This window comes from Bradyrhizobium sp. Leo78 (assembly GCF_059512425.1).
On sequence record NZ_JCAMOT010000008.1, the window covers coordinates 59,116 to 84,557 of the forward strand.

Genomic DNA, 25,442 nt, shown 5'->3' on the forward strand with positions numbered 1-25,442 from the left:
AGTGTTGTGAATTCGCTACGGTTTTCGTTGCGTTCCGTTTCGTTGCGTTATGAACGTTACGATTGGTTTCTAAGGTTTTCCTGGGGCTTCCGCTATTTTCCCCCATGCGGCTCGGGCTTGCGCGTTGCGCACGAGAGCCAGCTCAGGCGTGGGACTTGGGGGCAATGAGTGGGCGCGAAGTATCCGGCAAAATTGCGCGACGATCGCGCGTTGCGGGCAAGGCCTGCTGGGGTTGGCGCGCTCGCATTATTTGTCGCGCTCATTGTTACGGTTTTCGCCATGTGCGGGCAGGCTCATGCACTGTCGGCGGGATGTAGCGCTGTTGCAGGTGGTGCGCTGAGCGGAAGCAGTCAGAGCATGACATACGGCCCAGCTACGTTCGAAGCGGGAGAAACGATATCGTTTGTCAACAACTCAACTCTCTACACCAACACAATTCTAGCGAACCTCACGACGGGCAATTCAATAAATACGCCATCGACTACGGGAAGTTTGGCTATCAACTCCTCAGGGAGTCAGAAATTCAATTTGTACACGGGCGTCAGTGTGGGGCCCGCTATAATTGACGTTCGTGCCACGTGCAGCGGACCGGCTTCGGCCCTGCTCACCCTCTCTCCTGCTGCCGGCAGGTTAACCGCAGGAACTGTGGGAGACGCTTACAGTCTAACCCTGAGTGCCTCGGGTGGTACCGGCTCGTACACGTTCGCGGTCACCTCGGGATCTCTCCCGGATGGCTTGACGCTCAACGCAGCTTCCGGCGCCATCACCGGGACGCTGACACGGGCAATAGCCGGCATCGAGCCTTTTACGGTAACCGTTACCGACAGCGCTGCTAGTACTGCATCTGCGACCTATCAAATCCTGGTCGGCGCCGATACCACGCTGCCGCCTGCGACCGTCGGCGTAGCCTACGATCCTGTCCGTGTGGTTGCCGAAACCACTCCGACCTCGGGGCGCATCCCTCCGGGGATGACGCTAACGCAAGTGACGGGGGTGAGGGTCGTTCTGGGCGGTACTCCGCAACACGCCGGGACCTACGTTTTCACCTTCTCGAACGGGGCTCGCTACACGATCGTTGTGAACCCACCTGCTATTCTGACGCTCTCTCCTGCCGCGGGAGCGCTGACAGGCGGCACGACCGGCATCGCCTATAGCCAGACGGTAACAGCCTCGGGCGGGACCGCCCCCTATACCTATGCGGTCACGTCCGGCTCGTTACCGAGCGGTTTGCTGCTCGATCCGTCTACCGGAAAGATCAGCGGTACTCCGACGACCCCGAGCAACTCTGGCTTCACCATCACCGCGACCGACGCCAATAGAGCTACCGGCTCGGCGGCCTACACGCTGACGATCTCTGCTCCCGGCGCCCTTTCGCTCTCGCCTGTGGCAGGCGCACTGGGCGGCGGTACGATTGGCGTTGCCTACAACCAGACCGTCACCGCATCCGGCGGAACAGCGCCCTATGGCTACGCCGTCACGTCCGGTTCGCTTCCGGGCGGCCTGTCGCTCGATCCGTCCACCGGAAAGATCAGCGGTACTCCGACGGCGGCAAGCAATTCCAGCTTCACCGTTACAGCTACGGATGCCAACAGGACTACGGGGTCGGCAGGTTACACGATCGCGATTTCCGCCTCCGCTGCGTCGTTCACTTTTACGCCTCCGGCCGGCAGCCTGCCGGAAGCCATGGCGGGCGAGGCCTACAGGCAGCCACTATCCGCCAAAGGTGGCACCGCGCCACTCATCTACAGCATCGCTTCAGGCGCTCTGCCAAAAGGTATGGTCCTGAACATCTCGACCGGTGAGCTTACCGGGCCGCTTGACCCCGCTGCCGCGCCGGGCAACTACACATTCACACTCCAAGTCCAGGATAGCCATGGTGCGATCGGCACGGCCGCATACAGCCTGAAGGTCAATGCACAGAAAGTCAGCGTCACCGATCAAATGATTGATGTGCCGGCCGGTTCGACGCCCGGGGACGTCAATCTGAACCGCGGCGCAACGGGAGGGCCGTTTACGTCAGCGGATATCGTTTCCGTTGAGCCCGCCAATGCGGGAAGCGCCAAGATTACCCGCGGTCAACTGGCGCAGGCAGGCCCTGCGACACCGACAGGCTGGTACCTCCAGTTCAAACCCGATCCTGCCTATTCCGGCCAGGTGCGCGTGGGATTTCGTCTGACGAGTGTGCTCGGCGTCTCCAATACAGGAACAGTCACCTACAAGCTGAATCACGATGCGCAGAAGGTGGCCCGCGATATTGATGCTCTGGTCCACGGCTTCGTACAGACCCGCCAGAACATGATCTCTTCCACGATCAGCGTTCCGGGCTTGATGGAGCGCCGGCAGATGGGACGAGACAAGGATCCCGTCACGGCACGCGCGCTGCCGTCAGAAAGTGGATTGACGCTCAACTTCGCCACCAGCCTCGCGCAGATGCAAGGTGCTCGCGACACCAAGCCTGGCGCTTCCGCGGCAGCATCCTTGCCTTTCAATCTCTGGATCAATGGCGCGATGCTGGCCCACAACCGCACTGAAAATGACGGCAAGTGGGGCAGTTTCGCCATGGTCAATCTTGGAGCGGATTACCTGTTGACGGAACAAGCTCTTGTTGGATTTTCGTTCCACTTTGACCGGATGACCGATCCCAGCAAGGAAGATACCAAACTCACCGGCAATGGCTGGCTTGCAGGCCCGTACGCTTCGTTCGAACTCGGCAAGGGCGTGTTCTGGGACACGAGCCTGCGTTATGGCGGCTCCGCAAACAATATCGACACGCGATTCTGGGACGGGACATTCGACACGAAGCGATGGATGGTTGATTCCTCAATCAAGGGGCAATGGAATCTCGACAAGGTGACCGTGCTGACACCGAGATTGCGAGCCGTCTACTTCTCGGAAAGAGTCGAAGACTATGTGGTGGGCAACAGCGCAAGGGATCAAATTGCGATCAGTGGCTTTGACGCGCGCCAACTCCGCGTCAGTGCCGGCGCAGAAATCGCGCGATCCTATTTGCTCGGCAACGGTTCGATCCTTACGCCGAAGGTTGGAGGGACGGGTGGCTATTCCGGCCTCGATGGTTCTGGCGTGTTCGGCACTTTCACCGCAGGTGTTTCCCTGAAGACTCAAGACCAATGGACGCTCGACGCGGGACTTCTCTACAATGTCGAAGGGCGAGGTCAGTCATCCGTCGGCGGGAAGCTGGGGCTTGGGGCGAAGTTCTGATCGTGCTGCCGGATCACGCGGCCCGGTATCCACTTCGCTCGAAAGCGCTCTAACCTGCCCTCGCCGCCCGACGCAGCGATTGCGGCGGCTGGCCGAAGGCGCGGATGAAGGCGCGGCGCATCCGCTCGGGATCGCGAAAGCCGGTCGCCTCCGCGACGCGCTCGATGGCTTCCCCCGAGGACTGCACGCGCTGCCGCGCCACCTCGATGCGCAAACGTTCCACCGCTTTCGATGGCGTCGTGCCGGTCTCCGCGACGAAGGCGCGGGTGAAGTGGCGCGAGCTCATGCCGGCTTTCTCCGCCATGTCCTCGACCGTCAGCGGCGCATCGAGATGCTCGCGCGCCCAGGCGAGCAGCGGGCCGAAGCGGCCGTTTGCAGCCTTCAACTCCAATAGCGAGGAGAATTGCGACTGGCCGCCGCTGCGGCGGTGATAGAGCACGAGGTGCCGTGCGGTCTTTTGCGCGATCTCCTCGCCATAGTCCTCCGTGATCATCGCCAGCGCCAGGTCGATCCCGGCGCTGATCCCGGCCGAGGTCCAGATGTTGTCGTCGCGGGTGAAGATGCGATCCGGCTCGAGCTTCACTTTCGGATACGCGGAAACGAAATGCTTGGTCCGCTGCCAATGCGTGGTGGCGCGGCGGCCGTCGAGCAGGCCGGCTTCGGCGAGGATATAGGCGCCCGAGCAGACGCTCGCGATGCGCACCCCGCGCTTGGCCAGCATGCGCACGAATGCCAGCGTCTTCGCGCACCTCGCCGCCATACGTACGCCCTCGCCGCCCGCAACGATCAGGGTCGAGATCGCCGCTGACGGTCGCAGCCCTCGCGCGAACATCTCGGCGCCCGAGGACGAACGCACCGGCCCCGGCGTCACCGCGATCACCTTCAGCGCGGGCGGATTGTCGGCAGAGCGCGCGGCGATCTCGAAGACCGAGATCGGGCCGGCGGCATCCAGCAATTGAAATTCCGGGAAGATGAGGACGCCGATCATCTGATCTTCTCCTGTCGGTCTCCAAGAACTCTTCAAGACGCCGATTGTCCGGAAATAAGGGAATTATGCCATTTTGGACATGAAGCCGCCATGCCATTCTGTCGCGGTCAACGGATATTGAGGTGTTCCCATGTCCAGCCCGCTACAGATCGGACTTCTGATTTAGGTGCTTTCCCGGAAGTTCACGGATAGTCATTTTCTATCCTAACTTCAACAGCTTAGCCTCGATACCTGCCTCTCTCAGCAACGTAAAAATCACGGCCTGTCCCGGAGTTCTGCGCCCGAATTGGGGCCGGGGCGATCCGACAGAAACCATGCTGAGAGAGCACTACTATGCCGAAAATTACTAAGTCCGTTGTCGACAACGCAGCGGTTCCCGAGAAGGGCGATACGTGGATTTGGGACACTGAGCTGGTCGGCTTCGGCCTGCGCATCCAGTCCAGCGGCCGCAAGACCTACGTGGTCCGATATCGGACCAAGGACTCCAACCGGACGCAGCGCAAGGTGACCGTCTGTCGAGCCGGCGACGCGACGCCGGACAAAGCGCGCGGATTGGCGCGAGACATCTTCCTGTCGGTTGCCGCAGGCCAGGACCCCGCCAAGGAACGCAAGAAGGCCGAGGACAGCGGCCCGACCATCGAGGCCCTGTTCAAGGCACGCGTCGCCCACATGCGGGCACTCGGCCTCACCTACTCCGATGATGTGGAGCGCGTACTGCTGCGGGCAAAAAACAACGCCGCCGACTCCATCGGCCGGAAGCGGGCTCCGAACGACGTGACGCCGGATGACATCGTGAAGTTCGTATCGACCTTCTACAAGGCCGGCCATCGCGGCGCTGCCGACAGGGCTCGCAGTTACCTTGTGACGACCTTTGCCTGGGCGATCAAGTCGGCCAACGACTACACCGTCAATGAGCGGCAGGATTGGGGGTTGACGAGCAACCCGGCTGCTCATGTCGCGAAGGATCACGGCGCGACGGGCGTGCGCGACCGCAACCTGGACGCCAACGAGGTCCGGATCGTGTGGGACGCGTGCCAAGCTGGAGAGCTCCCCGACATTGCCTCGGGGTGCTTCATCTCGATGATTGGGCACGGGCAGCGCGTCCAAGAGACGCTGCGCATGGAAGGGCGCGAGCTCGACCTCGACGATGCTCTTTGGGTGATGCCGAAGCACAAGACCAAGGGCCGCAGACGCGAGCACAGGGTCCCCCTTTCACGGCATGCCATCCCGCTCCTTCGCCGCCTGAAAGAGAAGTACGGCGATGGGCCGCTGTTTCCTCGGACCTCCGACGCAAATGGCGCGAATCGGGTCGCACATCACCTAGCTGACTGGCTGCGCGCCGATGGCAAAGATATGGAGCCGTTTCAGGCCCGCGACCTGCGCCGCACCTGGAAATCGCGCACGCACGACGCCGGCATCGACCGCTTCACGCGAGACCTGATCCAGCAGCACGCAAAGAGCGACGCCGGAACGAAAAACTACGACCGCGCCGACTATCTGCCGCAGATGCGCGAGGCGATGCGGAAGTGGGATGCGTGGCTCGACTACGTGCTGGCCGGAAAGCCGGCGCCCAGCCTCACCCCGCCGCCGGCGCAGGAGGCGCCCACTCTGAAACTGGTGGCGTGAACACGCAAGGCGCTCGGGAAACCCCGGGCGCCTTTTTCGCAGGTCGTAACTCTACAATTTCATCAGAGGCCACTGGCCTATTTTTCATGAGGTTTCAAAATGTCCGTTGAAGATCGCGCCCAGGATCTGGAGCTCCAGGATTGGCAGCGCAACAACCGCCCGCGCGCCGAGCGCCGCACATTTAGCCCTGGCGAGGAAGGCTACGGCCCGGCCCAATGCGTCGAGTGCGGCGACGACATGCCACCCGAGCGCCGCGCCAGGGGCTCGCACGTCTGCACCGCGTGCAAGACCCTGCAGGAGCGCCAGCAAAAGCAAAGGGCCGCATAAGCGGCCCCTGCCCTACGCCAAGCCCGCCTCGAGCGGGCTATTTCTTTGGCTGTCGCGCCAGCTCGTAGTCGATCAGCTTGTTGAGCTGCGCGCGGCACTCGGCGTATTGCGCCGCGTTCACTGTGTGGGTTTGGAGGATGAGGGGGCTGTCAACTGGGGCCCGAGCAAGATCGGATCCGCCGGGCGGACGAGCAAATTGGCCGGCGGTGCCGGGCAGATCAGGCCGGAGGGCACGGTCGTACATGCCGACAAAGCCCCAGGTATAAACAGCAGGAGGAATAGCTTTCGCAGGTTCACCGGGTTTCTCCACATAGACGGTCGTCACCTTGGGCACCTCTTTGATGACCTCGACGGTGACGGTTTTGATGTTGCGCTTCTCTTCCTCGAGATCGGAGGCCAGCTTATCGCCGCGCTCGCGCTGCTCATTGATCTGCTGCTGCATCGCGCGCTCGGCCTTGAGCTGATTGGCGGCCTCGCGGTCGCCGCGCATCGACCAACCCTGGTAGAACGCGCCGCCGGTCAGCGCGGCGACCAGCAGGACGCCGGCCAGGATCAGCCACGGCAGAAACGGACGCGCGACCGCCTTCGCGGCGGCGCCGGCAGCATCGGTTACGACAGTCATCGGTTCACCTCATGGCGGTCGACCTTCTGTGCGATCTGAGCTTTCAACTCGTCGACCTTCTCGAACAACCGGTTGAAACTGTCGCGCTGCTCGGTGCGAAATTCCCGGAACTCGTCCTTGAGCACGTAATCCTGGAAGCGCTCGACGAGCCGTGCGTTGTTCGCCTGCAAATCCTTGATGTCGTCGCGCTGGCCTTTGATGACCATGCCACCAAAGAAAGTCGCCAAGCCCAACACGACCTGGAGGAAAGTTTGAACGTCGAGGCTCACGGGCGCTCCTGGAAGTATGGCTCGTACTTGGGCCGGCGAACGTGGATGACGTTCTTGACGTACTCGCGGTTGATCTGAAATGCGCTGGCGCCGTAGCCCTGCCATTTGGTCCTGGACTTGAGGCTTGTGCGCTCCACGTGGCCGAACCACCGATTGCGGTCGCAGCCGGCGGTGTTCTTGCAAAGCAAGCGGTCTTGCATGACGCCGGACTCGCCGCCGTTGTAGCCGGACAGCGTGAACGCCAGCCGGTCATTGCTCGTCGCAGCGTCTTTCACGCGGCCGTAAATGCCTTTGTCCATCTCGACCATTGCGGTGAGTTGGTACTTGGCGTCGTAGCGGTTTTCCCAGGTCCAGCCGCGCAGGCTGGTGTACTGCTGGTGCAGCTCCTGGAATTTGTTGAAGCGGACCGAGCCGTCGGCGCGGTACGCGATGGTGACCTGCCCAAGCCCAAACCCGTACTCGCGACTCGTCTTCAGCTCGGCGCGCGGGTTCCAGCATTTCGAGTGCTTGAGGGAGATACAGGATTCCTGCTCCACCTGCGCCGCCAGGAAAGACGGCATCGGCGCCGCCGGCCAGATGCGCTCCTGCACGGCTCGCAGCTCCGGCAGCAGCTTCACCGCATTCGGCGGCACCGCCTGCGCATACGCCGGCGCGCCGGCGCACGAGGCGATCAAGGAGACCGCGAAGAACAACAGATGCCGGAGCGTGCGCATTACGATTTAGCCCACAGCACCAGCGCCAGCATGACGATGCCGACGAAGAATACGATGGACGCAATGACGGTCGCGGCGGCCCTGCTCCACCTGCCCGATCAGATCGTCGATCTTGATCTGGTGGAACGTCACGCGGCTGACGACGATGGCAATGCCGGAGAGCACCAGCGCGTAGGAGGTCCACTCCAGCAGCGTGCGAACCATCGCGAGATCAGTGAGAGAGAGGACCAAGACGGCCGGCAGGATTAGAACCCAGGCCGATGCGTCAATGAACGCGGCGAGACGTTTCAACATGATGCGCTCCAAAAAAAACTGCGGGTGTTGACTTCACCCGCAGTCTATCGTCACGACATCCATCACCGATCCGGCTATGTCTTGATGATGTAGTTCAAAACCATCGTTGGCTGCACAATCGGATGCGCAGTGCCGGAGCCGTTATTCTGCGTCGAAATGCCGGTGCCGGCGCCCGCGATGCTGATGCCAGTGCCCGCAGCATAGATCCCGATGCCGGTGCCGGCCGCGCCGGTCGAATTCCCCTGAACGCTGCCGGCAATCCCGGTGCCGCCGGCCGATGCTTCCCAGCCAGCGCGATAAGGCTGCGAGTAGCTGTGGGCGTGTCCAGGGTCGTAGACGCTATGGGCGTGCGTTGGGTCGTTCACCCCGTGACCGTGCCCCGGATCATTGACGCCGTGATTGTGAGTGGGCATCTGCGCGACGGTCAGCGCGTGGTTTTGACCGCCACCGACGGCTCCAATCGCGGCACCGTTCACGCCGCCACCTGCGGTCGTCAGTCGCGACGCAGCCGTGCCGCCCATGTTGTCGACGCCGGCAACCACGCGCCCGCGCAGGTCCGGCACGTTGAAGGTGTTGGTGCCATCGCCGGCGCCATACGTCGTGCCGATTACGTCAAAAAGCGCCGCGTAGTCCGTCCGGCTCACGGCTTGCCCTGCACACATCAGAAAACCGCGCGGCGCGGACGCGCCACCGAACGGAAAAATAACGCCGTGCATTCCATCAAGAAGATCATGCAGAGCTGCCAATCATCGTCCCAGCCTTTTCGCTTACAGGAAGTCGGGAGCTTCCGGCATCGCGACTGCCGGAAAGCCCTGTTGTTCGGGGAGATCGCGCAGCGCTTGGCAGTGCGCGAGCATCACCATTCAATAATTACTGCACCGTGCGCGCCTGGAGCTGCAGCGCTGCCCACTCGGCCACCGCCGCCCATTCCTGGCGAAGTCGGACGACTGCTATCGGAAACTCCGAAGGGAGACGCAAACCCGCCTCCCGCGCCGCCCAAGAAGTTAGTGCCGGCGGCGTTGCCGATACTTACGGAGCCGTAGCCGCCAGTCCATCCAAAGCCGCTTGTTCCGGTCGCCGTTCCACCCGGGGAAGCGTTGGAATCCCGGGTTCCGCCAGAGCCGCCCTGTGCAGAGCAGAACGCGCCAAACGAAGAGGCCGTACCCGCACCGCCGTTAGTTCCCGTAACAGTCGCGCCCGTGCCGCCGGTGCCAACAGTGACCGGCACGGTTGCAACACCGGACACATCAAAAATACCCTCCCAATAGCCGCCTTGACCACCGCCAGACGGACCAGGGGCCACAGTGTCCGACGCACCTCCGCCGCCAGCGCCGTACACCCGAACTTTGACCTTCGTCACGCCAGCGGGCTTCGTCCAAGTGAACGATCCAGGAGTGCCGTACACTTGCATTCCGGTCGTGGCCTTGAGCGCGTCTTGCAGCTTCTTCGGCGTAATCGCACGCTGATCGTCGATCATCGCCTGGGCTTCGGCAGTCGTCGCCAGTTCGATCAGACCAGCAGTGGTTTCCGACGTGCTCGAGGGTCCGACCAGCGGACCTGCCATTACATCGCCGGACTTCTTTACCGCATCGGCGACCTCGAACGTCGAGAAGGCATAGACAGTGAACTTGTCACCGGCCGTTGTCGCCGAGACGGTGATAGTGGCTCCGTCCGTCGCCGTGAAATCCGCCGGTTGCAGCAGGGCGCCGTTTTTCTCGACAACGACGTTCCCGACGGTGTAGCCCCCCACAATGGTAAGGACGGTCGTGCCTGCAGCCGGAGCGAAGCTGTGAGTAGTGAAAGACTTCGCCGCGCTCGAGCTGGCGAAGGCCACGTTCACGCCGTCGCAGTAGACGACGACAGCCAAGGCAGAAGGCAGCGTAACGCCGGTGCCAGCGGCCGTCTTGGCTGTGATGTTGAACCCGCCCGTCGACTGGTTGTCGATGACCCACTGCCCGGACTGAGACGGCAGGATCAAGTTGATATTCGCCGTCAGCACGCCGGTGAGTCGCAGGATCGCGCAGCCGTGCTGCACCTGTGTCAGCGTGACGTTCGAGCTGCCAGCGACATTGATGGTAGCCATCCCGTCGGTAGCGTTCATGACGAATCCGGTGCTCGCGAGCTTCTGCGAACTATCGCCACTCTGTGCCGTCGGCGCCGTCGGCGAGCCGGTCAGAGCCGTATCATTGAAATCCGTAGTCGACAGTTGCACGTCGCCGCCGGTACACCAGACATCGGCGTTCTTTCCTTGGGCAACGACAACACCAGTGCTGGCGGCAGTTTTGATCGTGAGCGAAAATGCCCCGCTCGTCCGGTTGACAATGATCCACCGCTTTGGCGTTGGAGGAACGATGACAGCGATATTACCCGTCAGCACGCCGGTAAAAACCAGAATACCAGCCCCCGCCTCAATCGCGGTCAGCGTAACATTCAAGTTCCCTGCCACATCCTTGTAGAGAACGGAGTTAACCGTTCCCTGAACGAATGCCGTCGTTGCGACCTTGGTGCTGTTGTCGCCGAGCGGAGGCGTCGGCGCCGTCGGCGTGCCGGTGAATGTGGGCGAATTCTTGGGCGCCGCCCAATCCATCTTGAAAACGCCAGACTCGAGGTCGTCGACGTGCTTCTTCAGCCAAGCCGTCCGGTTGGCAAGGTTCAGCAGCGGCGCGTTCGAGACCGCGCCGACGCCGCCGTCCACCGGATCAGTTACCTCGAGCTGATAGACGCCTACGTCGTACTGAATAATTTCTGGTTGGTTAGCCACAGGCGCCTCAGAAGTTGATGGTCCAGGTGCCAGCAAACGTCAGGTCCGATTCCTTGTTCAGCGGGGCCGTGCGCACCTTGCGCGCGTAGAGCATGCTGCCGGCCGTCAGCAGGCCGAACTCGGAAATCGCCATGCCATTCGCCTCGGACGTGCCGAGCGAGAAGCCGAAACGGGCTTGGTTCGTAGCGGGGTAGGAAACGGTATCGACCGGCTTCACGAAGGCGCCAGTAAGCGAGGTATTGCCACCGGCCGGCGGCGTGGGATTCGTGCCGAAACCGATCTGCGTCACCGACCGGTTCGTCACGTCGCCGCCCAGCAGGCGCGCGTGGATCAGCTTCGAGTTGTCGACGATGAGGTTCGCTTCCTCGAAAACCTCGATCAGCTCACCACGGCGGTAGACGTTCAGTACGAACAGCCCGCTCGGCGCCTGGGAAAAGTCGTGTAGGGAATGGCTCACGCGCAGACCTCCAGTAGATGTGGAGGATTATCGCGTCACGACCTGGGCGGGGCTTTCCTCTTGCGGTTGTGATTACGCCAGCGGCAGCGTCGCGCTTCGCACCACCCCATCACTGCCCTTTACCTTCACTTGCAGCGTGGTGTTGTTCGTCAGCGCAAAACTAAGCTCGCCATTGGTGACCGGCGTGTCGGCTGCTCCGGGATACAGAGACAGTTTCTTGATATGCCCCTCGGTCCACTGAAACGACGCAGTGCCAAGCCCTGCGGTGTTGTTGGTGGCCGGCCTGAATACCGTAGGGTTCATCACATACCTGTCCACGGCATTCGCGCGGAACGTGAACGCATCCAGCGTGCCAGAGTAGGAAATCCAATTTTGCAACTTCCCGGCAACCGGGAAGCGGACAAATCCAGTATTGGCCAATCCGGTGTTTGGCAGGTCGCGCAGCCAAGAAACCCGGTTTGTCGTCTGCCCGCTTTGATCGTCAATCAGGTCAATGATGTTGGTTGAGTTGGTGGCGCCGCTGATGGTTTCGACCAGCAAGTCCGTATTTTGCACGCCAGCGGTCAACGTCGCCAGCTTGGCGCCGTAACCCTTCACGTACTTGACCTTGATCATGCAGGCGCTGGAGCCGACACGAATTGCAGTGCGCCCGGCCTGCACGTTGTAGATCGTCATCGACGCATTCAGGCCCACATTGAATGCGGCAATATTGAGCGCGTATCCAGTTTGGCCGACGGGCTCTGGGCTGTCCGCCATGTCCGTGATGATATCGATGGTGCAGTCGGTGGTCTTCCCGGCGATTGCACCATCCATGCAGCCCTTCGTTATTGTTCCAAGCGCATGGCAGTTGATCGGACCACTTCCGGCCACATCACCGTCGCCACCAAAGCCGACGCCTGCCACGCAACCTTCCGCCGTGCCGCCGAGGATGTAACCGTTTCGGCAATTGTTCTTGCCTTGCAGACCAATGCCCGGCGTCATCGACATATCCAGGTCCTTGGCGTGGCAATTGATGATGCCCCAGGTGTCGATGCCTTCAATCAGGAAGCCGTTTCTACCAGTGCCGCGTCCGTCGCCCGTGCACTCGATGAAATAGCTTTCAGAGCCCAAACCGGGCGCGGTCACGAACATCAGACCGGCGGACATGCTGTAATCCGCTATATCCAGCCGATATGCGGTGAACTTGCGAGGGTTGCTGATGCTTACGCCGTGTGACGAAAACCCGGTAACGCTCTGTCCGCAATCGATCTGAAAATGGGAAATGTCGCCGTCATGCGGAGCAACAAGCCCGATTGCCGTCGTGTTTGATGACGCGCGCAGCGCAAGCACGCTGCCATTGCCAGCGCCGCGAACAGTGAACCCCTTGGGCGGATTGAACAGCGATACCTGTTTGTTCGTGACAAACACACCGGGGTTAATTTCCCCGTGTCCGCCGTTGTCACCAAGATACTTGAAAAACGACTGCCAGGCGGCCCAGTCGATGGAATCGGTGGTATCCGTGACGTGCGGGTAATCTACTTGCACGGCAGCAAGATTGGCGTAACGCCCCTGCGCTATCCATTCGCCAACCGTGTGCAGCGCGCCGTCACCGATTGCGCCGAAGTCGCGCACGCTAACGGTTTCCGCGTTCTTCTCGGCCTGGGTGCGGCCGACGGCGCCCAGCGCGGCCAGCAGATGCCCGATTCCAGACGCACCCTTGAGCGGATCGGTGTGGTCAGCCAAATCGTCCTGGCTCTGCTTGAGAAGCTTCGTGCGCGCAGCAAGCGCTTTCGGCTGCTCATTCAGCGCCCCGCCGACACCGCCAAGAAGCACCGCCTCAACCGTCATCTGAGGCACATCGGCCCACGCGGCGGCTGGGTCGAGGTTCCCGTCGAAATCTGCCATGTCTATTCCTAATTACTGGAGGCCATCCGCGACCTCGGTCCCATCCGCAACCACACTTCCGTCAGCGCGCAACAGCACGTCGAACGGGATGTCTCCGGGCGTGCCTACGTTCTCCGCTGTGACGCGGTTGCCCATGTAGGTGATTTTGCTGTCACGATAGCGGATGCCGTTATAGCGATAGTTGTACTGAACCATGAGGCCGACGCCATCGAGCGCCCCGGCGAACGTGTCGACCAGTTCGCCGAACGAGGAGGTGACGACGAACGCCGAATCGTCCGGCGAAGCCAGCGTATCCTCGAGTGCGGCCGCCGCCGACCAGGGGATCGCGCCGGCGTCGTTCGGCGGCGTGAACGTGTCCTGCATGTCTGAGCCGCGCAGCAGCAGCGAGCGCAGGTGTGTCCCCGCATCGCGCAGCCGACCGATCAAGTCGCGGACGATCTGCGCGAACTGCGCGATGTCGTTACCGCTCTCGAAATCATAACCGTACTCGACATCGAACAGGCCGTATTCCGGCTTCCTGGTCGCGTTGTAGAAGTAGACGCTGTTGCGGGTGATGACGCCGTTGTACAGCGGGAATACGTCGCCATAGACCGTTACGTCGGTGACCTTAGCGTCCTGGCCCGTGAAAACCTTGATCGCCGCTTCCATCGCCACATTGTTGCCGCGCGGGCGCAGCACCTCGGCGATGATGCGCGGACCGAAGCTGGCGTCGTTCTCGCCCTGAATTCGCGGCACGGCGTAGTAGCTGCCGATCTCGTCCAGCCACTCGTTCTGCGCCGTCTTGGTGCTCATCTGCTTGAGCATTTCGCGGATCTGCACCTCGGCCTGCTGGAGCTCGACCGCCTGGGCCTCCATGTAGGACCAAAGCACGCTCGTGTAGCCGTAGAGGTGATCGCCGTTCGAGCTTGCGATGTCGTTAGAGCCGTCCATCAGGACACGCGCGGACAGCAACGACAGCTCGGAATAGTCGCCATAGGACAGCGAGTAGCCCGGCTGCGCCGCGAGGTGATTATAGAGCTCGCCCAGCGTGAACTGCGTCAGGTCCACCGTCAGGCCCTGCCCCGGCCCGCCGGTCACGGCCGTGGTCAGCACCGCATCAGAGATGCGCCACGTCATCCCTCCGGCATACTGCAGGCGCAGCGCAAGGAACTTGCCCGGATCCTTGTCAAAGACCCGGTGCAGGAGCGAGAGCAGTTTCTGAGTGAGCCGCATGGTCAGGTGATCGTAATGGCGCCCGGCATGAGCTTGGTTTTCTTGTCGACCGTCGTGTCCGCTGTCGGCACGCTCGGCACGAAGTTGTAGACCCCTTCGAGGTCCATGATGATCGCGATGATCTCGGACAGCACCGCCGTCGCACCGATCTCGAGGTCCTGGATATAGGCGTAGACCGCTTCGTTCGCCTGCGTCACCAGGGTCGGCTTGTCATACCCTGGGAGCGTGGTCAGCACGCCAGCCACGGCCACATCCTGTTCGACCGCAGCGAACACGTCGACCTTGACGCCGGCGGCCTTCCAGCCCGGCACGGCCTTGCCGGTCGAGTCGTAGTAGCCGTAGATCACCTCGCGCGCGCGGTTGACCAGGACGCTCGAGGTGCTGCCTACGCCGTTGTGGATGTAGCACTCGACCAGCGAGATCGGCATGCTGGAGTCGATGTCTTTCCAGGGCTCAACGATGGATGCTGACACCACGCGCTCGGTAACGTTGCCCGAGGCATCGGTCAGCGACGTGGTTTTCAGGCCATAATCCAGGGCCGCCACCGTGCCTCGGTTCAGCGACTGGACGAAGGCCCGGAATCGGATTTTGCGGTCGTCCTCGGTCTCGGCGTCCGTCCCGTTCGACCAGGGCGACAGGTTCGTCGCGCTGACAAACCCGGCAGGCGCCGGCGACAGCGTAAATAGCGTCCCGGCAGACACATTGCCGGCGGCGCCGGCCGTCGTCGCCGTCACCAGCACGTCGGCAAAGGTGTTGCCCGCCAGGATCGTCACATCCTGGTTGACCGTGTAGTCGATGTCGCCGTTCTCATAGCTGACGGTCGAACCGGCCGAGATCAAGATGTCCGAAGCGTTCGATGCAATCGTGACCCGCACCATCCCCGTAGCGGGGAGCGCCGGCAGCGCGTCGAAGTCGAACGAGAAATAGGTCGCGGCCGGAATCGCCTCTTTCAGCCCGTTCCACATCTGCTGATAGAGCTCGTCGATTTCCGACGCCGGCGCCTCGACAATGGTCCGCACGATACTGCCGACGTTGAAGTCGGTGACCTTCTTCTGCGTCGACTTCATCCAGTTGATCATCGACGCGACAATCGAGACGAAATCCTTGGTCTGAAATGCCATATTGCTTCCTTACGGGTTCCCCTCGACCTGCACGGACTGCCCCGACACCGGCTCAACCTCCACGCTGACTCGCACCGCGTCCCCGACGACCTCGGCCGTCGCGCTCGTTACGCCGCGAACGCGCGGGTCCGCCTGCACGGCAGATCGCGTGTACTGCGCAGCGAGCAGCGAAGCGGTGGGCCCGTTGATGGCGCCGAGTAGGCGGCGCACTCGGTTGCCATAGGTCATGTGGTGGATCAGCTCGCCCTGCTCGGTATCCACGCGGTGACGGATCGCCTGTTTGAAATTGTCCCGCCCGGCCGCTACCAGGAAGTCACCACCATCGAAGGCCAAGGCACCATCCTCGAGCAGGATGTCGCGCTGGAAAACCTCGTTGGGGTCGGTCGTCGTAGTGACGACTGGCGTCGGCGCCGGGATCAGCAGCAGCTCCCCGGTGAGCAAGACGCCGGGCTTTACCTGCGTCGGGTCATCGGTGATGTATGGCGGGACGAGGTTGTTGAACGAGATCAGCTCGTGCCAGCGCCCAGCATCGCCGAGCGTGCGCGCGGCAATCGCCTTGAGCGAGTCACCGCGCCGAGTTTCCTCGAACCGGTAGCCGTAGAGCGGGCGGGAAAACGGCGTCGTCATGCTGCCACCGCCATGCCGTTGGCTACGTTCGTCACCGCGCTACGCAGCGCCAGCGGAGACATTGGCGCCAGCACCGGATCGTTCGCCGCCAGGATCCGGAGACTCGACTGCGCGCTTTCGGTCAGCGTCACCGGCAGCGGCGCACGAGTCGGCACCACCGAGTAGAACGGATTCTGGCCGGACAGGACGCTGATGGGACGGCCACCGCTCGTCGACGAGCAGTTGGACGCGCCGAACAACGGCGAGTAGTCCTCGTAGTAGATCTGCTGGCGCAGCGCGTTACGCAGCACGCAGAAGACGTTGGTGTACGCGCCGGCGACCTGCATCAGGCGCGACTTGACCTGATTCGGGATGTTCGCGATGGCAGCGGCTGACCGAAAAATGTTGATCCCGGCCTGCGCTGTCATCTGCGCCACGCTGATCAGCGAACCCGCTATTCCGTCGACGGCCGCCACCGCGCCGCGCACGGCGCCGTAGAGCCGCGCCGTCTGCTGCATGAAGGTGCGGACGGGCGCGACGATGGTTCGGTCGACCCACTGGTGAACGTTGTTGATGGCCCCGGTGATCTCGTTGATGGAGGCGATCAGACTGTCGAGCCCGGTCGCCTCGAGCACGTCGGCGTTGAGCAGCCCGCCCAGGCCACCGAACAAGCCGCCGCCGTCGACATCCTCGCCCAGTACCGTCATGTTGATCCGGTACTGGTACAGCAGCGGCCGCGACCGGGAGCGCTGCAGCGTGAACGACATCGGCGCCACCACGACGCTGAAATCGTCAAGGGCATCGGCGAACACCAGCTTGACGAGATCCGGATCGATGCCCATCTGCACGGCCGCCGCGCGCCGCTCATGCCACTGCAGGTAAACCTGATCGTAGAGCTGCTGGAAGCGCTCGCCGCCGTCACCGCTGGCGAACGTCGGGCGCCAGCCGGTATGGCCGCTGATCTGAATCGTGGGCACGCCGGGCCCGAAGTTGTCGGCCCAGGCGCCGCCAAGCGTCTGCTGGACGTTGAGGCGCGAGGGGTCGTTGCGTGTCAAATCCTCCGGCCGAATGACCAGATCCACGCTGGCAGGCGGGCCGCCCGTCGCTTGATCGTCCAGGACGAAGCTGATCGGGCGGACCTCTGCCTTCTGGCTCGAAGGAGGGCTCGTGAACATGGGCCCATTGTCGTGTCACGACAACAGGCCCACGACCGCCTAGCTCGGCGGCCCGGACGTGCCGCCGCCGGGCTGAACGTCGGTATGCGTGTGGTCGCTGCCGATACTCTTGCCGTTGTGCGTCAGGGTATCGCCGGTGATGTTGAAGTTGCCGTTGATCGACGACGTTCCGCCGGAGCCGCCGCCCTGCACCGTGAGGCCGCCCTGCACGGTCAGATTCCCGGTGCAGGTCGTTTCAGGCGTATCCAGCGTGACGGACGGCGCCGTGACGGTCGCGGCGCCGCCAGCGGTCACGTCGGCCGTTCCGGTCACATTGACCGTGGCTTTGCCCTGTAGCGTGACCGCGAGGTCGCCGCTGGGGTTGATGTCCAACGAGGCCATCTCGGCGCCGGCGTTCGCAACCGTCACATGAAAGTGGACGGCCTTGTCGGTGTTCTTGGTGATCTTCCAGTTGCCGTCGGCGTCCTTGCCCGTCAGATCCTCGTGCGCTGGCGACGTGGCGATGCGCAGATAGGTGCCGCTCGGGTGATAGAGCTCGGTGTTCCCTTCGGCGTCCGTCGTCGAATACACGTCCGAAGCATGCCGCGAGATGCGCCGATTGAGCTCCGCGAACAGCATCTGGCACACCTGCGGGTAACGGAAACCGATGACGACCGGGAACTGCGCGAAGAATGCAACGCCCGCCAGGACATCGCGGTCGCGTGATTTCGTCAGGCTCCAGTCGCCTCCGCCGGATGGCTGCGCCATGTCATTGACGCCAGAATCCGAGCTCGCGAACGGCGTCAGCACCTGTACGCCGGCAAGGCGCGAGCCATCGTCGGTCATGACCAAATCGACCGAATAATCCTCGGGATGGATGGCCTCGACGCGGCCCCAGCGCAAACTAGCCATTAAGCGTCCCCAGCATTTCGGCGAGGTACGGGCTGTCGGAGCCAGAGCCGCGCTTAGCGCGCTCGACGAAGCCCATGCCGCGCTCGACGGCCAGCGTCGAGAAGAACCCGTTGAACGGGATGTAGTCGTGGTCGACCTGCACCACGTAGTAGAGCGCGGTGAAGGCGCCGCGCTTGAGCCTTACGTAGCAGCCGGCCTTGATCGCCTCGTTGCCGCGCACGCGCATGGTCCCGCGCTCGAGCACCACGTTGTCCTTGTTCTGCTCGACCATGATGCGGCGGCGCTCGGCGACCCAGTTCGCCATACCGCTGTCGCGCTTCTGGCTATCGGCCGCCTTCTGGCCGCTGTTGAACGTCGTCACATCGTCGCCGCCCATCTCGGTCTGCCCGTACATGACGCGCGTGCCGTACAGGGCAGTCTTGGAGTTGGGATAGTCCTCGAGCAGCACCGTCTTGCGGTCCGCCCCTTGGATCGCGAACAGCTTCATGGTGATGTCGCCCACCATCTCGAAGCGCGGCGCGCGCACCCAGTAGAAGTTCGCCACGTTGGCGTCGGACCGCGAGACGGACATGCTCAGCACGTCAACATCCAGCAGGTCGACTATCGTCGGCTCCGGCGCGTCGTCTTGGATCGGCTTGCCGTTGATATCCTGCGCCGGGTTGGGCCGATAGACGCAGTACACCCCGTCCTCGCGGTCCTCCAGGTAGAGCTCGTTCCAGATACCCACGTCAGTGTACGTGCGGATCAGGTCATAGATCGTGCCCTCCTGGTTCTGCGGGCCCGTGATGCTGGTTGTGCCATGCTTGACGGAAATATCGGTCCGGATCGCCGTCGGATTCGGCGAGTGCTCCGGCATCAGCTTCTTGAGGTACGGGTTGACCACCTTCTCGATCATCTGCGTGACGAACTCGCCCGCCTTCATCGTGGTCTGGAAACCGACGCCGAAGCGCTCGAACAGTTTGAAGTTGGACAGGATGTCCTGGCCGATCACGTAGCCGGGCAGGTACAGGATCTGGAGCATCTGCCAGAGCTTGCCGTAGTCCTGGCCGTTGATGACGACGGAGCGTTGCGGCCGGCCCTCGGCGCCCATCGTTTCATTCCGGGTGACCTCCGACACGAAGCCGCGCATCACAATCGGCGGCCGCGTCGGGTCATTGGCCGCGCCGGCAATCACGTTGCCAATCAGGTCGGGCGGTGCATGGCGCATGCGGATCTCGATGAAATCCATCGGTTCGATCACGCCGTACAGCGTCTCGAATGCGTCGAGTGTCTTGTAGGGCTTGTCGGCCACAGTGAGCGAAAACCCGCCGGCGGCGTCGCGCACCGACTTAGACGTGCGCAGGCCGCTGGTTTCGCTCAGGAATGGCGTCAGGTCTATCTTCTGATCGATCCCCGAGAACCGCGCTGACACAGGCGTGTCCTCGTCGAGCGTCGTGCGCTTGATCGTCTTGTAGAGCGTGACCCGGATGTCGGGCTGGTAGACTTTGACGTTTGGCATTTACTTTGCGCCGAACGCGGCCGGCGCACCGACCTGCTTGTTGATCTGCACCGGCGCGGCCGCCGGCGTGCCGTCAGGCTTGTTTAGGGTGAAGGTGCCTTCGACTGCGATGCGTTGCGTTTGATCACCGGACGCCGGCGGCTTGGTGCCCTCCGGCAATGCGGTGCTGTACATGCCGCGTTTCGACATGATGCTAGGCGCGTAGGCCCGCGTCTCGTCGTTGCCCCACTTGCCCATGTCCCAGCCGCCATTGTACGCGCTCAGCGCGTCCTCGACGTTACCGAACCGGCCCAAGTTCTCGCGCATGAGCTCGCGCTGGATCAGCACGGCGTCACGAGGATCATCCGGGTTCAGCTTGCGGCCAAATCGCTTCTCAAGGGATTTCAGCGTCTCCGGCATGACCTGGGCGAGACCCATCGCCCCAGCCTTACTGCGCGCGGTCGGATTCCAACCGCTTTCCTGGTCGATCTGCGCGGCGGACGTGCCAGACGGCAGGCCGAGCATCTTGTCAGTCTTAGCGAGCTCGGCCATGAGCCAGGAGTCGCCCTTGAGGTTTGCAGTCGACCCCGGGCCGCCCTTGATGTCGTCCGGCGTGACGCCGGCTGGAATGGACACCGTAGGCGTTGTCCCTGCCGTACTGCCCGAGAAGGCTTTGCTCGTAAGGTCGCGCACGTCTCGCTTGAGGCGCGCATCCTCATCGTCGAGGGCCTTCGAGCGCTCTACAGCCAGGTCTCGCACCTTCTGCTCGGCCGCGACCCGCTCATCCATCAGCTTCTTGAGTTCAGCGCGTGCCGCCTCTTGCTGCTCCGGATTCATGCTGCTGCCGTTTTGCCGGAACGCTTCCCACGCCGCTTGATGGCGCGCGGTCGCGTCTTGCACGCCTTGCGCGGCCGCACTGATCCGGTCGTCATACTGGACGCCAAGGGCTCCCTTGCGCTCGCGCGACTCCGCCTCGAGCATCGCTTTCTGGATGCCCACGGGCCCGACCTTTCCCTTATCGCCGGCGAGATAAAGGATGCCGGCACGCATGTCGGTGAACAGCGGTACCAGCTTGCCGGCCAGCTCCTGCTGCAGGTTGAGCATGCCCACCGTCGCGCGGCGAGTTTCGCTGCCGTCGGTTTTCTCCTGCTCGCGTGAGGCCGTGAGCTGGGTCAGCACGTCACGCAAGTCGTCATCGTTGCTGCTCGCCAGGGCGATGCGCAGTCGCTTCTGCTCCTCGGCGTTCAACGCGTCCGCGCCGGTTCGGCCCTGCAGGCTTTGAGCCTGGGCCTCGAGCACATCGCGGCCCCCGCTATTGATGCGCCCCAGGGCCTCGATGCCAGTCGCCGACAGCTTGCTCATGTCGAAGCCGCCGCGCTGCAAGCGCTCGGCAATGCCGCCGAGGTTGTCGGGCGTCTGGAGCGCCAGCGCCATCGCTTGCGACGTGTTGATGCCGAAGAAATTCGACATCGCGCTAGACATCAGCTCCGGCCGGCCAGCGTAGACCTTATGGAACTGCTGCATGAGCATTTGCAGGTTCGTCGCCGACGAGCCTGCGGCCGAACCAGCGCCCGCCATGCCAAAGCGCTCGGCGAAGCGCGCGTACAGCGAACCAGAGCCGAACGTGGCGGCGCCGGTCCCGAATGCACCCTGCTCCTGCAGGATCTGCGTCTGGATCGGGTCCAGGCCCAGCCGGCGGCCAAGCGCCGAATACATGAAGTTCTGGCCGGCCTCGCCGGCGCCGCCGCCGCCCGCGATAGCCGAGTTGACGCGGGACAACAGGTTAGCCGAGCCGGCCACATCCAGGCCCGGCGTGCGCGATCCGACCAGCCCGGACAGCATGCCGGCATAGCCGCCGACGTTACCAGTGACCAGCCCCAGGCGGGTTTGCTGCGCCGTGTAGGACGCAATGGCCTGCAGCATCTCGTCGGCTTTGGAGAACGCGCCGGACTTGCCGATACTCTCGCCGATCAGCAGCGCCAGCCGACGGCTTTCATGTTCGTTGCCGGTGACCTGGAATTGGCGCATCTGCGCGAAGAAGGAATTGCCCGCGCCAGGGTCCAGGCCGAACGAGCGTCCAAAGCCGCCGCCGATCCGAACCTCGTCGGCCAGCGTCTTGTACTGGCCCGGCGCCATGCCGGAAATCTTCGCGAACTCGGTGCCGAGCTTCTGCCCTTCCTCGAACGTCACGTCGATAGACTTCGACGCGGCGCGCAGCGTGTCGCGCAAGACGTGGAAGCCGACGTTTACATCGCCCAGCGTCCGCTTGAGAGTGTCGTACTGGATGAATTCGCGCTGGGCATCGTTGACCTTGCCCATGACCGCGCCGATGGCCTTGCCGACACCAAGCGCCACGATTCCACCGAGCAGCCCGGCGAGACCGGCCATTGCTCCGCCGGACATCCCAGCGGACAGCGCGTTATCGGCGACGCCGCCGACGGGCCCTGCGGACCGCAAGCCGGACGAGACGATGCGTCGGCCAGCCGCGCCCCATCCGCCACCGCCGCCAGGGGCCGGTGGGCGCGGCGCCCCACCGCCGCCGCCGGGCACAGGTGACGGGACCGGGGCTGGCGTCGGCAAGCTGCTAAACCCACCCCCGATGCCAGACGACACGTATTGGAATGCTCGCTGCATGCGGCGCGAGCGCTCGGCCGGATTGTCGTACATCCTGGCCCAATCGATGTCGAAGAAACCGGCGCCGCTCTGCCCGGTCGCCTTGAGGCGCTGGTTGAAGCCGCCAGATATCTTTTTCAGACTCTCGAACTGCGCCTGGAGCTGGCGCATGTTATCGAGCGTCGCCTTGTCGATAGGCTGATACTTGAGCCGGTTCGCCTGCGCGATGGCCGTGCCCATCTTGTTCACCTGCTGGGTGAACTTCTGGACTGCCTGCTCCAGGTCGGCAGGATCGAACTGCGCCTCGACTGGGATTTTGATGCCGCTCATGCCTGTCCGCTTCTCTTGTCGTCGATCACTGGTTCAAAATCGTCCGGCAGTTGGCCTCGCGCCGCTTCCTCCGCCCACTGCTTCTCGATTGCTTCTTGGTCGAAATCATCGTCAACGACCTCCTCGGTCGGCGGGTTTTCGACGTATCGATGAGCCCAGTAATCCGTTTCGATTTCCTCGAGCGTCGCATCGAGAAATCGCGGGTCAGTCGGCGGCAGGCTGTACCGGCGGCGAAACGCGAACTCTACGGTCTGCGCCCACTCGCGCCCGTTATTCCTTGCTCGCTTGCTCCTTTCCGCTTCGAAAGGAGGACTCCTTTTGGCGGAATGCAGCATGGACCTTGAGCAGCTTGGCGTAAGTGTTGTCGTCGAGCGGATCCATCGCATCGATGTCCCAGTCTTCCGGCGCCTCGACTGTCATGACCCTGAGCGTGGAGATCCAGCCGGCAACCAGATCCAGCGAGGGAGATGGAGTTGCTACGCCTTCCGTCAGCCGCGAATACTCGGACCCGATGCGCATCTCGTCGCGCATGGTGCGGCGGGCGAACCGAAAGGTGCCAATGTCGTCGACAGAGACGGTGAAGTCGGAAGCGTGGGGCTGGCGTGCCATTGTAGAATCTCCTTTGTGATGCCCCATTCTCCCGTCACGACGAAAAAAAGGCCGCACGAGGCGGCCTTTTTGGAGCGGGTGACGATCAGGCAGCGATGCCGGTCACGTCCAGCGCGTTGAACATGCCAGACTGCACCACGATGGCATGCTTGCTGATCTGGATGTTGCCCGAGGCATACGAGCAGCCGATGTACTTGCGCAGCAGCGTGCCATCGTCTTTCGAGTAAGCCTCGAAATCGAACACCAGACCTTGCAGCACGGCGTCGCCGTTCTCCATGGCGATGCCGGCCTGGAGCATGGCGCCACGGTTCAGCATCATGGCGCTGACGTTCAGCGAGTGGCGCGCCATCGTGGGCACGTATTCGACGACGTGGATGTCGCCAATGCCCGACGCCGGCTCCGGCGAGTAGTCGTCGTTCATGTCGACAGACTGGATCAGACCAATCTGCTTGCCGTCGAATACAACGACAATCCGGTTGCCGCTGCGGGTTTGCAGGTTTTGCTTCATTTCTTTTCAGCCTCCGTTACGCGGCCGTCGCGGTCCCGCTGTACGGGACAGCGTAGATCGTGATGGGGATGTAGTTGATCGGCAGCACCGGCGAGCACTGGAATTCGACGCGCATCACGTCGCCCTCGAGCTGGGCCTTGATGTTCTTGTAGGCCGGGTTCGCATCGTCGCCGACGATCACGCCAGGGCCTTGCGGCTCAGCGCGCGCCAGCTCGCGCAGCGCCGATTCGGCGATGCTCACGGCGCGGCTCAGACTGATCGGCGAAGCCTTCTCGCCGCGCAGGATGTCGAGCGCGTCGCGCACGTTGCGCGCCACGAAATCCACCGCCACGCCCACCGAGACCTCGACGCGGTTGTAGTTGTCGTTCTGCAGCCACGTCGTGATCGACTTGACAACCTTGTAACCGTTCGGGGTGTTCTCGACGCACAGCACGCCGCCCTCGATCAGCACGTCGGTGTCGGTCGGGTTGCGCAGATCGCGCTCCAGGCCGCGCACCTTGATCGTCTTGTTGGTCAGCGGCGTGCCCGGGTTGACGCCCGAGAACGCGCCGGCCACCAGGGCGGCGGCGATGTACGGCGGGAACAGCACCAGCTTGCCGGCCGAGTTGTAGTCGTAGAAGCCCAGGTGGATGAGCGACGTGCGGTCGCTGTTCAGCGCCTTCGCGGCGGCCAGCGCAGCCTCGTCGGTCGACCCGCTCGCCATTCCGACGATGCCGCGACGCTCCATACGCGCCACGTTCGACATGAACGAGCAGTGCGTGTCGTTCATAGCGTGGATCGACGGGTCCGAGCTCACCGGCACGACCCACTGAGCATCGACCGTCTGCAACGTGGCATAGGCGTCGCTCCATTGCGAGTTGGTGACGATGCCGTCGGAACCGCCCGTCATGTAAGTGAACGGGATGTTCGCGGGCACCGTGCCGGCGTTGGCGGTGCGCGTCGCGGTCACGAAACCCTCGCTCGTGCCGTTCAGCCAGTCCACGACGGCCTGCAGGTGTGCCGTCGCCACGTAGGCGGCCGTCTTCACGTCCTGCGCCGTCACCGTGTCCAGGCCGTTCAGCGCCGGCTTCTGGCCGTTGCCGTCCTCGACCGAGGCGGTAAAACCCGTGACCGAGTTGATGCGGTCCACGACCTGCTCGACCGATGGGAACGAATTCAGATCGATGGTCGCGACGTTCGTGCCGGACGGCGCCTGCAGCGTGATCTGCGAGTTGGTCACGTCCATCACGGCAGTCGCGGCGGCGCCGGTGTACTGCACGCGGAAGGCGCTGCGTGCGATGTTGTCCGCCGTGTAGTAGGCGTTGCCGAACTGCGTGGTGACCTTCTTGCCAACCGTCGAGCCAGACTCGATCTTGACCTTGATCTGGTTGGTGTACAGGCCGTAGTCGGTCGATTTCAGGTTGATGACCGGGTTGTTGCTGGCGTCCAGCAGGCTCAGGCCCGACTGCACCGCCGGGTTGACGCGCACGGCGATGACGGTCGACGGACCGTTGGTCTGCGCGCTCGGATCGAACGCGCGCTTGACCGCTTCCAGCAGCTCGCCGTCGCGCAGGGTAGCGATAGCCTGCTGCGGACTGCCGAAGCGCAGCGCCTTGTTGGGCTCACCGCCGCTCGAGCGGCCGATCAGCACCAGGACATTGCCGACGGACAGGTTCTGGTTCGCCATCGCGGTATCGTCCACCACCGACATGGTGGCGGGCGAGATCCACAGGCGACCGTTGAAGAAAACTCCCATGATCG

General features: G+C 63.0%; 24 protein-coding genes. 3 read left to right on the top strand and 21 right to left on the bottom strand.

The window, feature by feature from the left end; all coding sequences use genetic code 11:
- Positions 1-357: 357 nt before the first annotated feature.
- A complete protein-coding gene (locus tag AC5ZG1_RS12510; protein WP_496133167.1) occupies positions 358-3,219 on the top strand; it encodes a putative Ig domain-containing protein in 2,862 nt (953 codons plus the stop codon).
- Between the two features lie 49 nt (positions 3,220-3,268).
- On the opposite strand, the gene AC5ZG1_RS12515 is transcribed toward AC5ZG1_RS12510, so the two are convergent.
- Complete coding sequence (locus AC5ZG1_RS12515) at positions 3,269-4,207, bottom strand: GlxA family transcriptional regulator (protein ID WP_463328053.1); 939 nt, start codon at positions 4,205-4,207, stop codon at positions 3,269-3,271.
- Between the two features lie 333 nt (positions 4,208-4,540).
- Here AC5ZG1_RS12515 and AC5ZG1_RS12520 point away from each other — a divergent pair, with 333 nt between their 5' ends.
- Together AC5ZG1_RS12520 and AC5ZG1_RS12525 are read left to right on the top strand one after the other, a co-directional pair.
- Complete coding sequence (locus AC5ZG1_RS12520; protein ID WP_496133018.1) at positions 4,541-5,833, top strand: integrase arm-type DNA-binding domain-containing protein; 1,293 nt, start codon at positions 4,541-4,543, stop codon at positions 5,831-5,833.
- Between the two features lie 99 nt (positions 5,834-5,932).
- Entirely contained in the window at positions 5,933-6,160 is a 228-nt protein-coding gene (locus AC5ZG1_RS12525) for a TraR/DksA C4-type zinc finger protein (protein ID WP_496133019.1), read from the top strand.
- Between the two features lie 37 nt (positions 6,161-6,197).
- Here AC5ZG1_RS12525 and AC5ZG1_RS12530 read toward each other — a convergent pair whose 3' ends face one another.
- From AC5ZG1_RS12530 to AC5ZG1_RS12625, 20 genes are all read right to left on the bottom strand, one after another.
- Positions 6,198-6,782, bottom strand: a complete 585-nt coding sequence (locus tag AC5ZG1_RS12530; RefSeq protein WP_496133020.1) for a hypothetical protein — start codon at positions 6,780-6,782, stop codon at positions 6,198-6,200.
- A complete protein-coding gene (locus AC5ZG1_RS12535) occupies positions 6,779-7,051 on the bottom strand; it encodes a hypothetical protein (RefSeq protein WP_496133021.1) in 273 nt (90 codons plus the stop codon). Before AC5ZG1_RS12535 ends, AC5ZG1_RS12530 begins: the two co-directional genes overlap by 4 nt.
- The gene (locus AC5ZG1_RS12540) at positions 7,048-7,743 is read right to left on the bottom strand and encodes a hypothetical protein (protein WP_496133022.1); all 696 of its coding nucleotides are present in this window, start codon (positions 7,741-7,743) and stop codon (positions 7,048-7,050) included. Before AC5ZG1_RS12540 ends, AC5ZG1_RS12535 begins: the two co-directional genes overlap by 4 nt.
- 27 nt (positions 7,744-7,770) lie before the next feature.
- Positions 7,771-8,058, bottom strand: coding sequence for a hypothetical protein (locus AC5ZG1_RS12545; protein ID WP_496133023.1), 288 nt, complete (start codon positions 8,056-8,058; stop codon positions 7,771-7,773).
- Positions 8,059-8,132: 74 nt separating this feature from the next.
- Complete coding sequence (locus tag AC5ZG1_RS12550; protein ID WP_496133024.1) at positions 8,133-8,774, bottom strand: phage tail protein; 642 nt, start codon at positions 8,772-8,774, stop codon at positions 8,133-8,135.
- Positions 8,775-8,825: 51 nt separating this feature from the next.
- Positions 8,826-8,921: a phage tail assembly chaperone gene (locus AC5ZG1_RS12555; RefSeq protein ID WP_496133025.1), complete on the bottom strand. Its 96-nt coding sequence runs from the start codon at positions 8,919-8,921 to the stop codon at positions 8,826-8,828.
- Positions 8,915-10,819, bottom strand: a complete 1,905-nt coding sequence (locus AC5ZG1_RS12560) for a glycine-rich domain-containing protein (protein ID WP_496133026.1) — start codon at positions 10,817-10,819, stop codon at positions 8,915-8,917. The genes AC5ZG1_RS12555 and AC5ZG1_RS12560 overlap by 7 nt, the downstream gene beginning before the upstream one ends.
- Before the next feature lie 7 nt (positions 10,820-10,826).
- Entirely contained in the window at positions 10,827-11,276 is a 450-nt protein-coding gene (locus AC5ZG1_RS12565; protein ID WP_496133027.1) for a hypothetical protein, read from the bottom strand.
- A 72-nt stretch (positions 11,277-11,348) separates the two neighbouring features.
- A complete protein-coding gene (locus AC5ZG1_RS12570; RefSeq protein ID WP_496133028.1) occupies positions 11,349-13,160 on the bottom strand; it encodes a hypothetical protein in 1,812 nt (603 codons plus the stop codon).
- A 12-nt stretch (positions 13,161-13,172) separates the two neighbouring features.
- A complete protein-coding gene (locus AC5ZG1_RS12575) occupies positions 13,173-14,372 on the bottom strand; it encodes a UCP028438 family phage-derived protein (protein WP_496133029.1) in 1,200 nt (399 codons plus the stop codon).
- A gap of 2 nt (positions 14,373-14,374) precedes the next feature.
- Positions 14,375-15,493, bottom strand: a complete 1,119-nt coding sequence (locus AC5ZG1_RS12580) for a baseplate J/gp47 family protein (RefSeq protein ID WP_496133030.1) — start codon at positions 15,491-15,493, stop codon at positions 14,375-14,377.
- A 9-nt stretch (positions 15,494-15,502) separates the two neighbouring features.
- Entirely contained in the window at positions 15,503-16,120 is a 618-nt protein-coding gene (locus tag AC5ZG1_RS12585; protein ID WP_496133031.1) for a contractile injection system sheath initiator, read from the bottom strand.
- On the bottom strand, positions 16,117-17,274 hold the full coding sequence (locus AC5ZG1_RS12590; RefSeq protein ID WP_496133032.1) for a hypothetical protein: 1,158 nt from the start codon (positions 17,272-17,274) through the stop codon (positions 16,117-16,119). The genes AC5ZG1_RS12585 and AC5ZG1_RS12590 overlap by 4 nt, the downstream gene beginning before the upstream one ends.
- A gap of 39 nt (positions 17,275-17,313) precedes the next feature.
- Positions 17,314-18,165 carry a hypothetical protein gene (locus tag AC5ZG1_RS12595; RefSeq protein WP_496133033.1) on the bottom strand — a complete coding sequence of 284 codons (852 nt, stop codon included), beginning with the start codon at positions 18,163-18,165 and terminating at the stop codon, positions 17,314-17,316.
- Entirely contained in the window at positions 18,158-19,576 is a 1,419-nt protein-coding gene (locus AC5ZG1_RS12600) for a hypothetical protein (RefSeq protein ID WP_496133034.1), read from the bottom strand. The genes AC5ZG1_RS12595 and AC5ZG1_RS12600 overlap by 8 nt, the downstream gene beginning before the upstream one ends.
- 87 nt (positions 19,577-19,663) lie before the next feature.
- Complete coding sequence (locus tag AC5ZG1_RS12605; protein WP_496133035.1) at positions 19,664-22,585, bottom strand: lytic transglycosylase domain-containing protein; 2,922 nt, start codon at positions 22,583-22,585, stop codon at positions 19,664-19,666.
- Positions 22,582-22,920, bottom strand: coding sequence for a hypothetical protein (locus AC5ZG1_RS12610; RefSeq protein ID WP_496133036.1), 339 nt, complete (start codon positions 22,918-22,920; stop codon positions 22,582-22,584). Before AC5ZG1_RS12610 ends, AC5ZG1_RS12605 begins: the two co-directional genes overlap by 4 nt.
- Positions 22,856-23,194 (bottom strand): hypothetical protein, encoded by a 339-nt coding sequence (locus tag AC5ZG1_RS12615; RefSeq protein ID WP_496133037.1) that lies wholly within the window; start codon positions 23,192-23,194, stop codon positions 22,856-22,858. The genes AC5ZG1_RS12610 and AC5ZG1_RS12615 overlap by 65 nt, the downstream gene beginning before the upstream one ends.
- 85 nt (positions 23,195-23,279) lie before the next feature.
- Complete coding sequence (locus tag AC5ZG1_RS12620) at positions 23,280-23,702, bottom strand: hypothetical protein (protein WP_496133038.1); 423 nt, start codon at positions 23,700-23,702, stop codon at positions 23,280-23,282.
- Between the two features lie 16 nt (positions 23,703-23,718).
- Positions 23,719-25,437: a phage tail sheath subtilisin-like domain-containing protein gene (locus tag AC5ZG1_RS12625; RefSeq protein WP_496133039.1), complete on the bottom strand. Its 1,719-nt coding sequence runs from the start codon at positions 25,435-25,437 to the stop codon at positions 23,719-23,721.
- Positions 25,438-25,442 lie beyond the last annotated feature (5 nt).

What these genes read in the sequence shown, in the direction of transcription:
- AC5ZG1_RS12510 (WP_496133167.1), top strand. Translation starts at nt 358, where the DNA reads ATGACATACGGCCCAGCTACGTTCGAAGCGGGAGAAACGATATCGTTT.
- AC5ZG1_RS12515 (WP_463328053.1), bottom strand. Translation starts at nt 4,207, where the DNA reads ATGATCGGCGTCCTCATCTTCCCGGAATTTCAATTGCTGGATGCCGCC.
- AC5ZG1_RS12520 (WP_496133018.1), top strand. Translation starts at nt 4,541, where the DNA reads ATGCCGAAAATTACTAAGTCCGTTGTCGACAACGCAGCGGTTCCCGAG.
- AC5ZG1_RS12525 (WP_496133019.1), top strand. Translation starts at nt 5,933, where the DNA reads ATGTCCGTTGAAGATCGCGCCCAGGATCTGGAGCTCCAGGATTGGCAG.
- AC5ZG1_RS12530 (WP_496133020.1), bottom strand. Translation starts at nt 6,782, where the DNA reads ATGACTGTCGTAACCGATGCTGCCGGCGCCGCCGCGAAGGCGGTCGCG.
- AC5ZG1_RS12545 (WP_496133023.1), bottom strand. Translation starts at nt 8,058, where the DNA reads ATGTTGAAACGTCTCGCCGCGTTCATTGACGCATCGGCCTGGGTTCTA.
- AC5ZG1_RS12550 (WP_496133024.1), bottom strand. Translation starts at nt 8,774, where the DNA reads ATGCACGGCGTTATTTTTCCGTTCGGTGGCGCGTCCGCGCCGCGCGGT.
- AC5ZG1_RS12555 (WP_496133025.1), bottom strand. Translation starts at nt 8,921, where the DNA reads ATGGTGATGCTCGCGCACTGCCAAGCGCTGCGCGATCTCCCCGAACAA.
- AC5ZG1_RS12570 (WP_496133028.1), bottom strand. Translation starts at nt 13,160, where the DNA reads ATGGCAGATTTCGACGGGAACCTCGACCCAGCCGCCGCGTGGGCCGAT.
- AC5ZG1_RS12575 (WP_496133029.1), bottom strand. Translation starts at nt 14,372, where the DNA reads ATGCGGCTCACTCAGAAACTGCTCTCGCTCCTGCACCGGGTCTTTGAC.
- AC5ZG1_RS12580 (WP_496133030.1), bottom strand. Translation starts at nt 15,493, where the DNA reads ATGGCATTTCAGACCAAGGATTTCGTCTCGATTGTCGCGTCGATGATC.
- AC5ZG1_RS12585 (WP_496133031.1), bottom strand. Translation starts at nt 16,120, where the DNA reads ATGACGACGCCGTTTTCCCGCCCGCTCTACGGCTACCGGTTCGAGGAA.
- AC5ZG1_RS12590 (WP_496133032.1), bottom strand. Translation starts at nt 17,274, where the DNA reads ATGTTCACGAGCCCTCCTTCGAGCCAGAAGGCAGAGGTCCGCCCGATC.
- AC5ZG1_RS12595 (WP_496133033.1), bottom strand. Translation starts at nt 18,165, where the DNA reads ATGGCTAGTTTGCGCTGGGGCCGCGTCGAGGCCATCCATCCCGAGGAT.
- AC5ZG1_RS12605 (WP_496133035.1), bottom strand. Translation starts at nt 22,585, where the DNA reads ATGAGCGGCATCAAAATCCCAGTCGAGGCGCAGTTCGATCCTGCCGAC.
- AC5ZG1_RS12610 (WP_496133036.1), bottom strand. Translation starts at nt 22,920, where the DNA reads ATGCTGCATTCCGCCAAAAGGAGTCCTCCTTTCGAAGCGGAAAGGAGC.
- AC5ZG1_RS12615 (WP_496133037.1), bottom strand. Translation starts at nt 23,194, where the DNA reads ATGGCACGCCAGCCCCACGCTTCCGACTTCACCGTCTCTGTCGACGAC.
- AC5ZG1_RS12620 (WP_496133038.1), bottom strand. Translation starts at nt 23,702, where the DNA reads ATGAAGCAAAACCTGCAAACCCGCAGCGGCAACCGGATTGTCGTTGTA.
- AC5ZG1_RS12625 (WP_496133039.1), bottom strand. Translation starts at nt 25,437, where the DNA reads ATGGGAGTTTTCTTCAACGGTCGCCTGTGGATCTCGCCCGCCACCATG.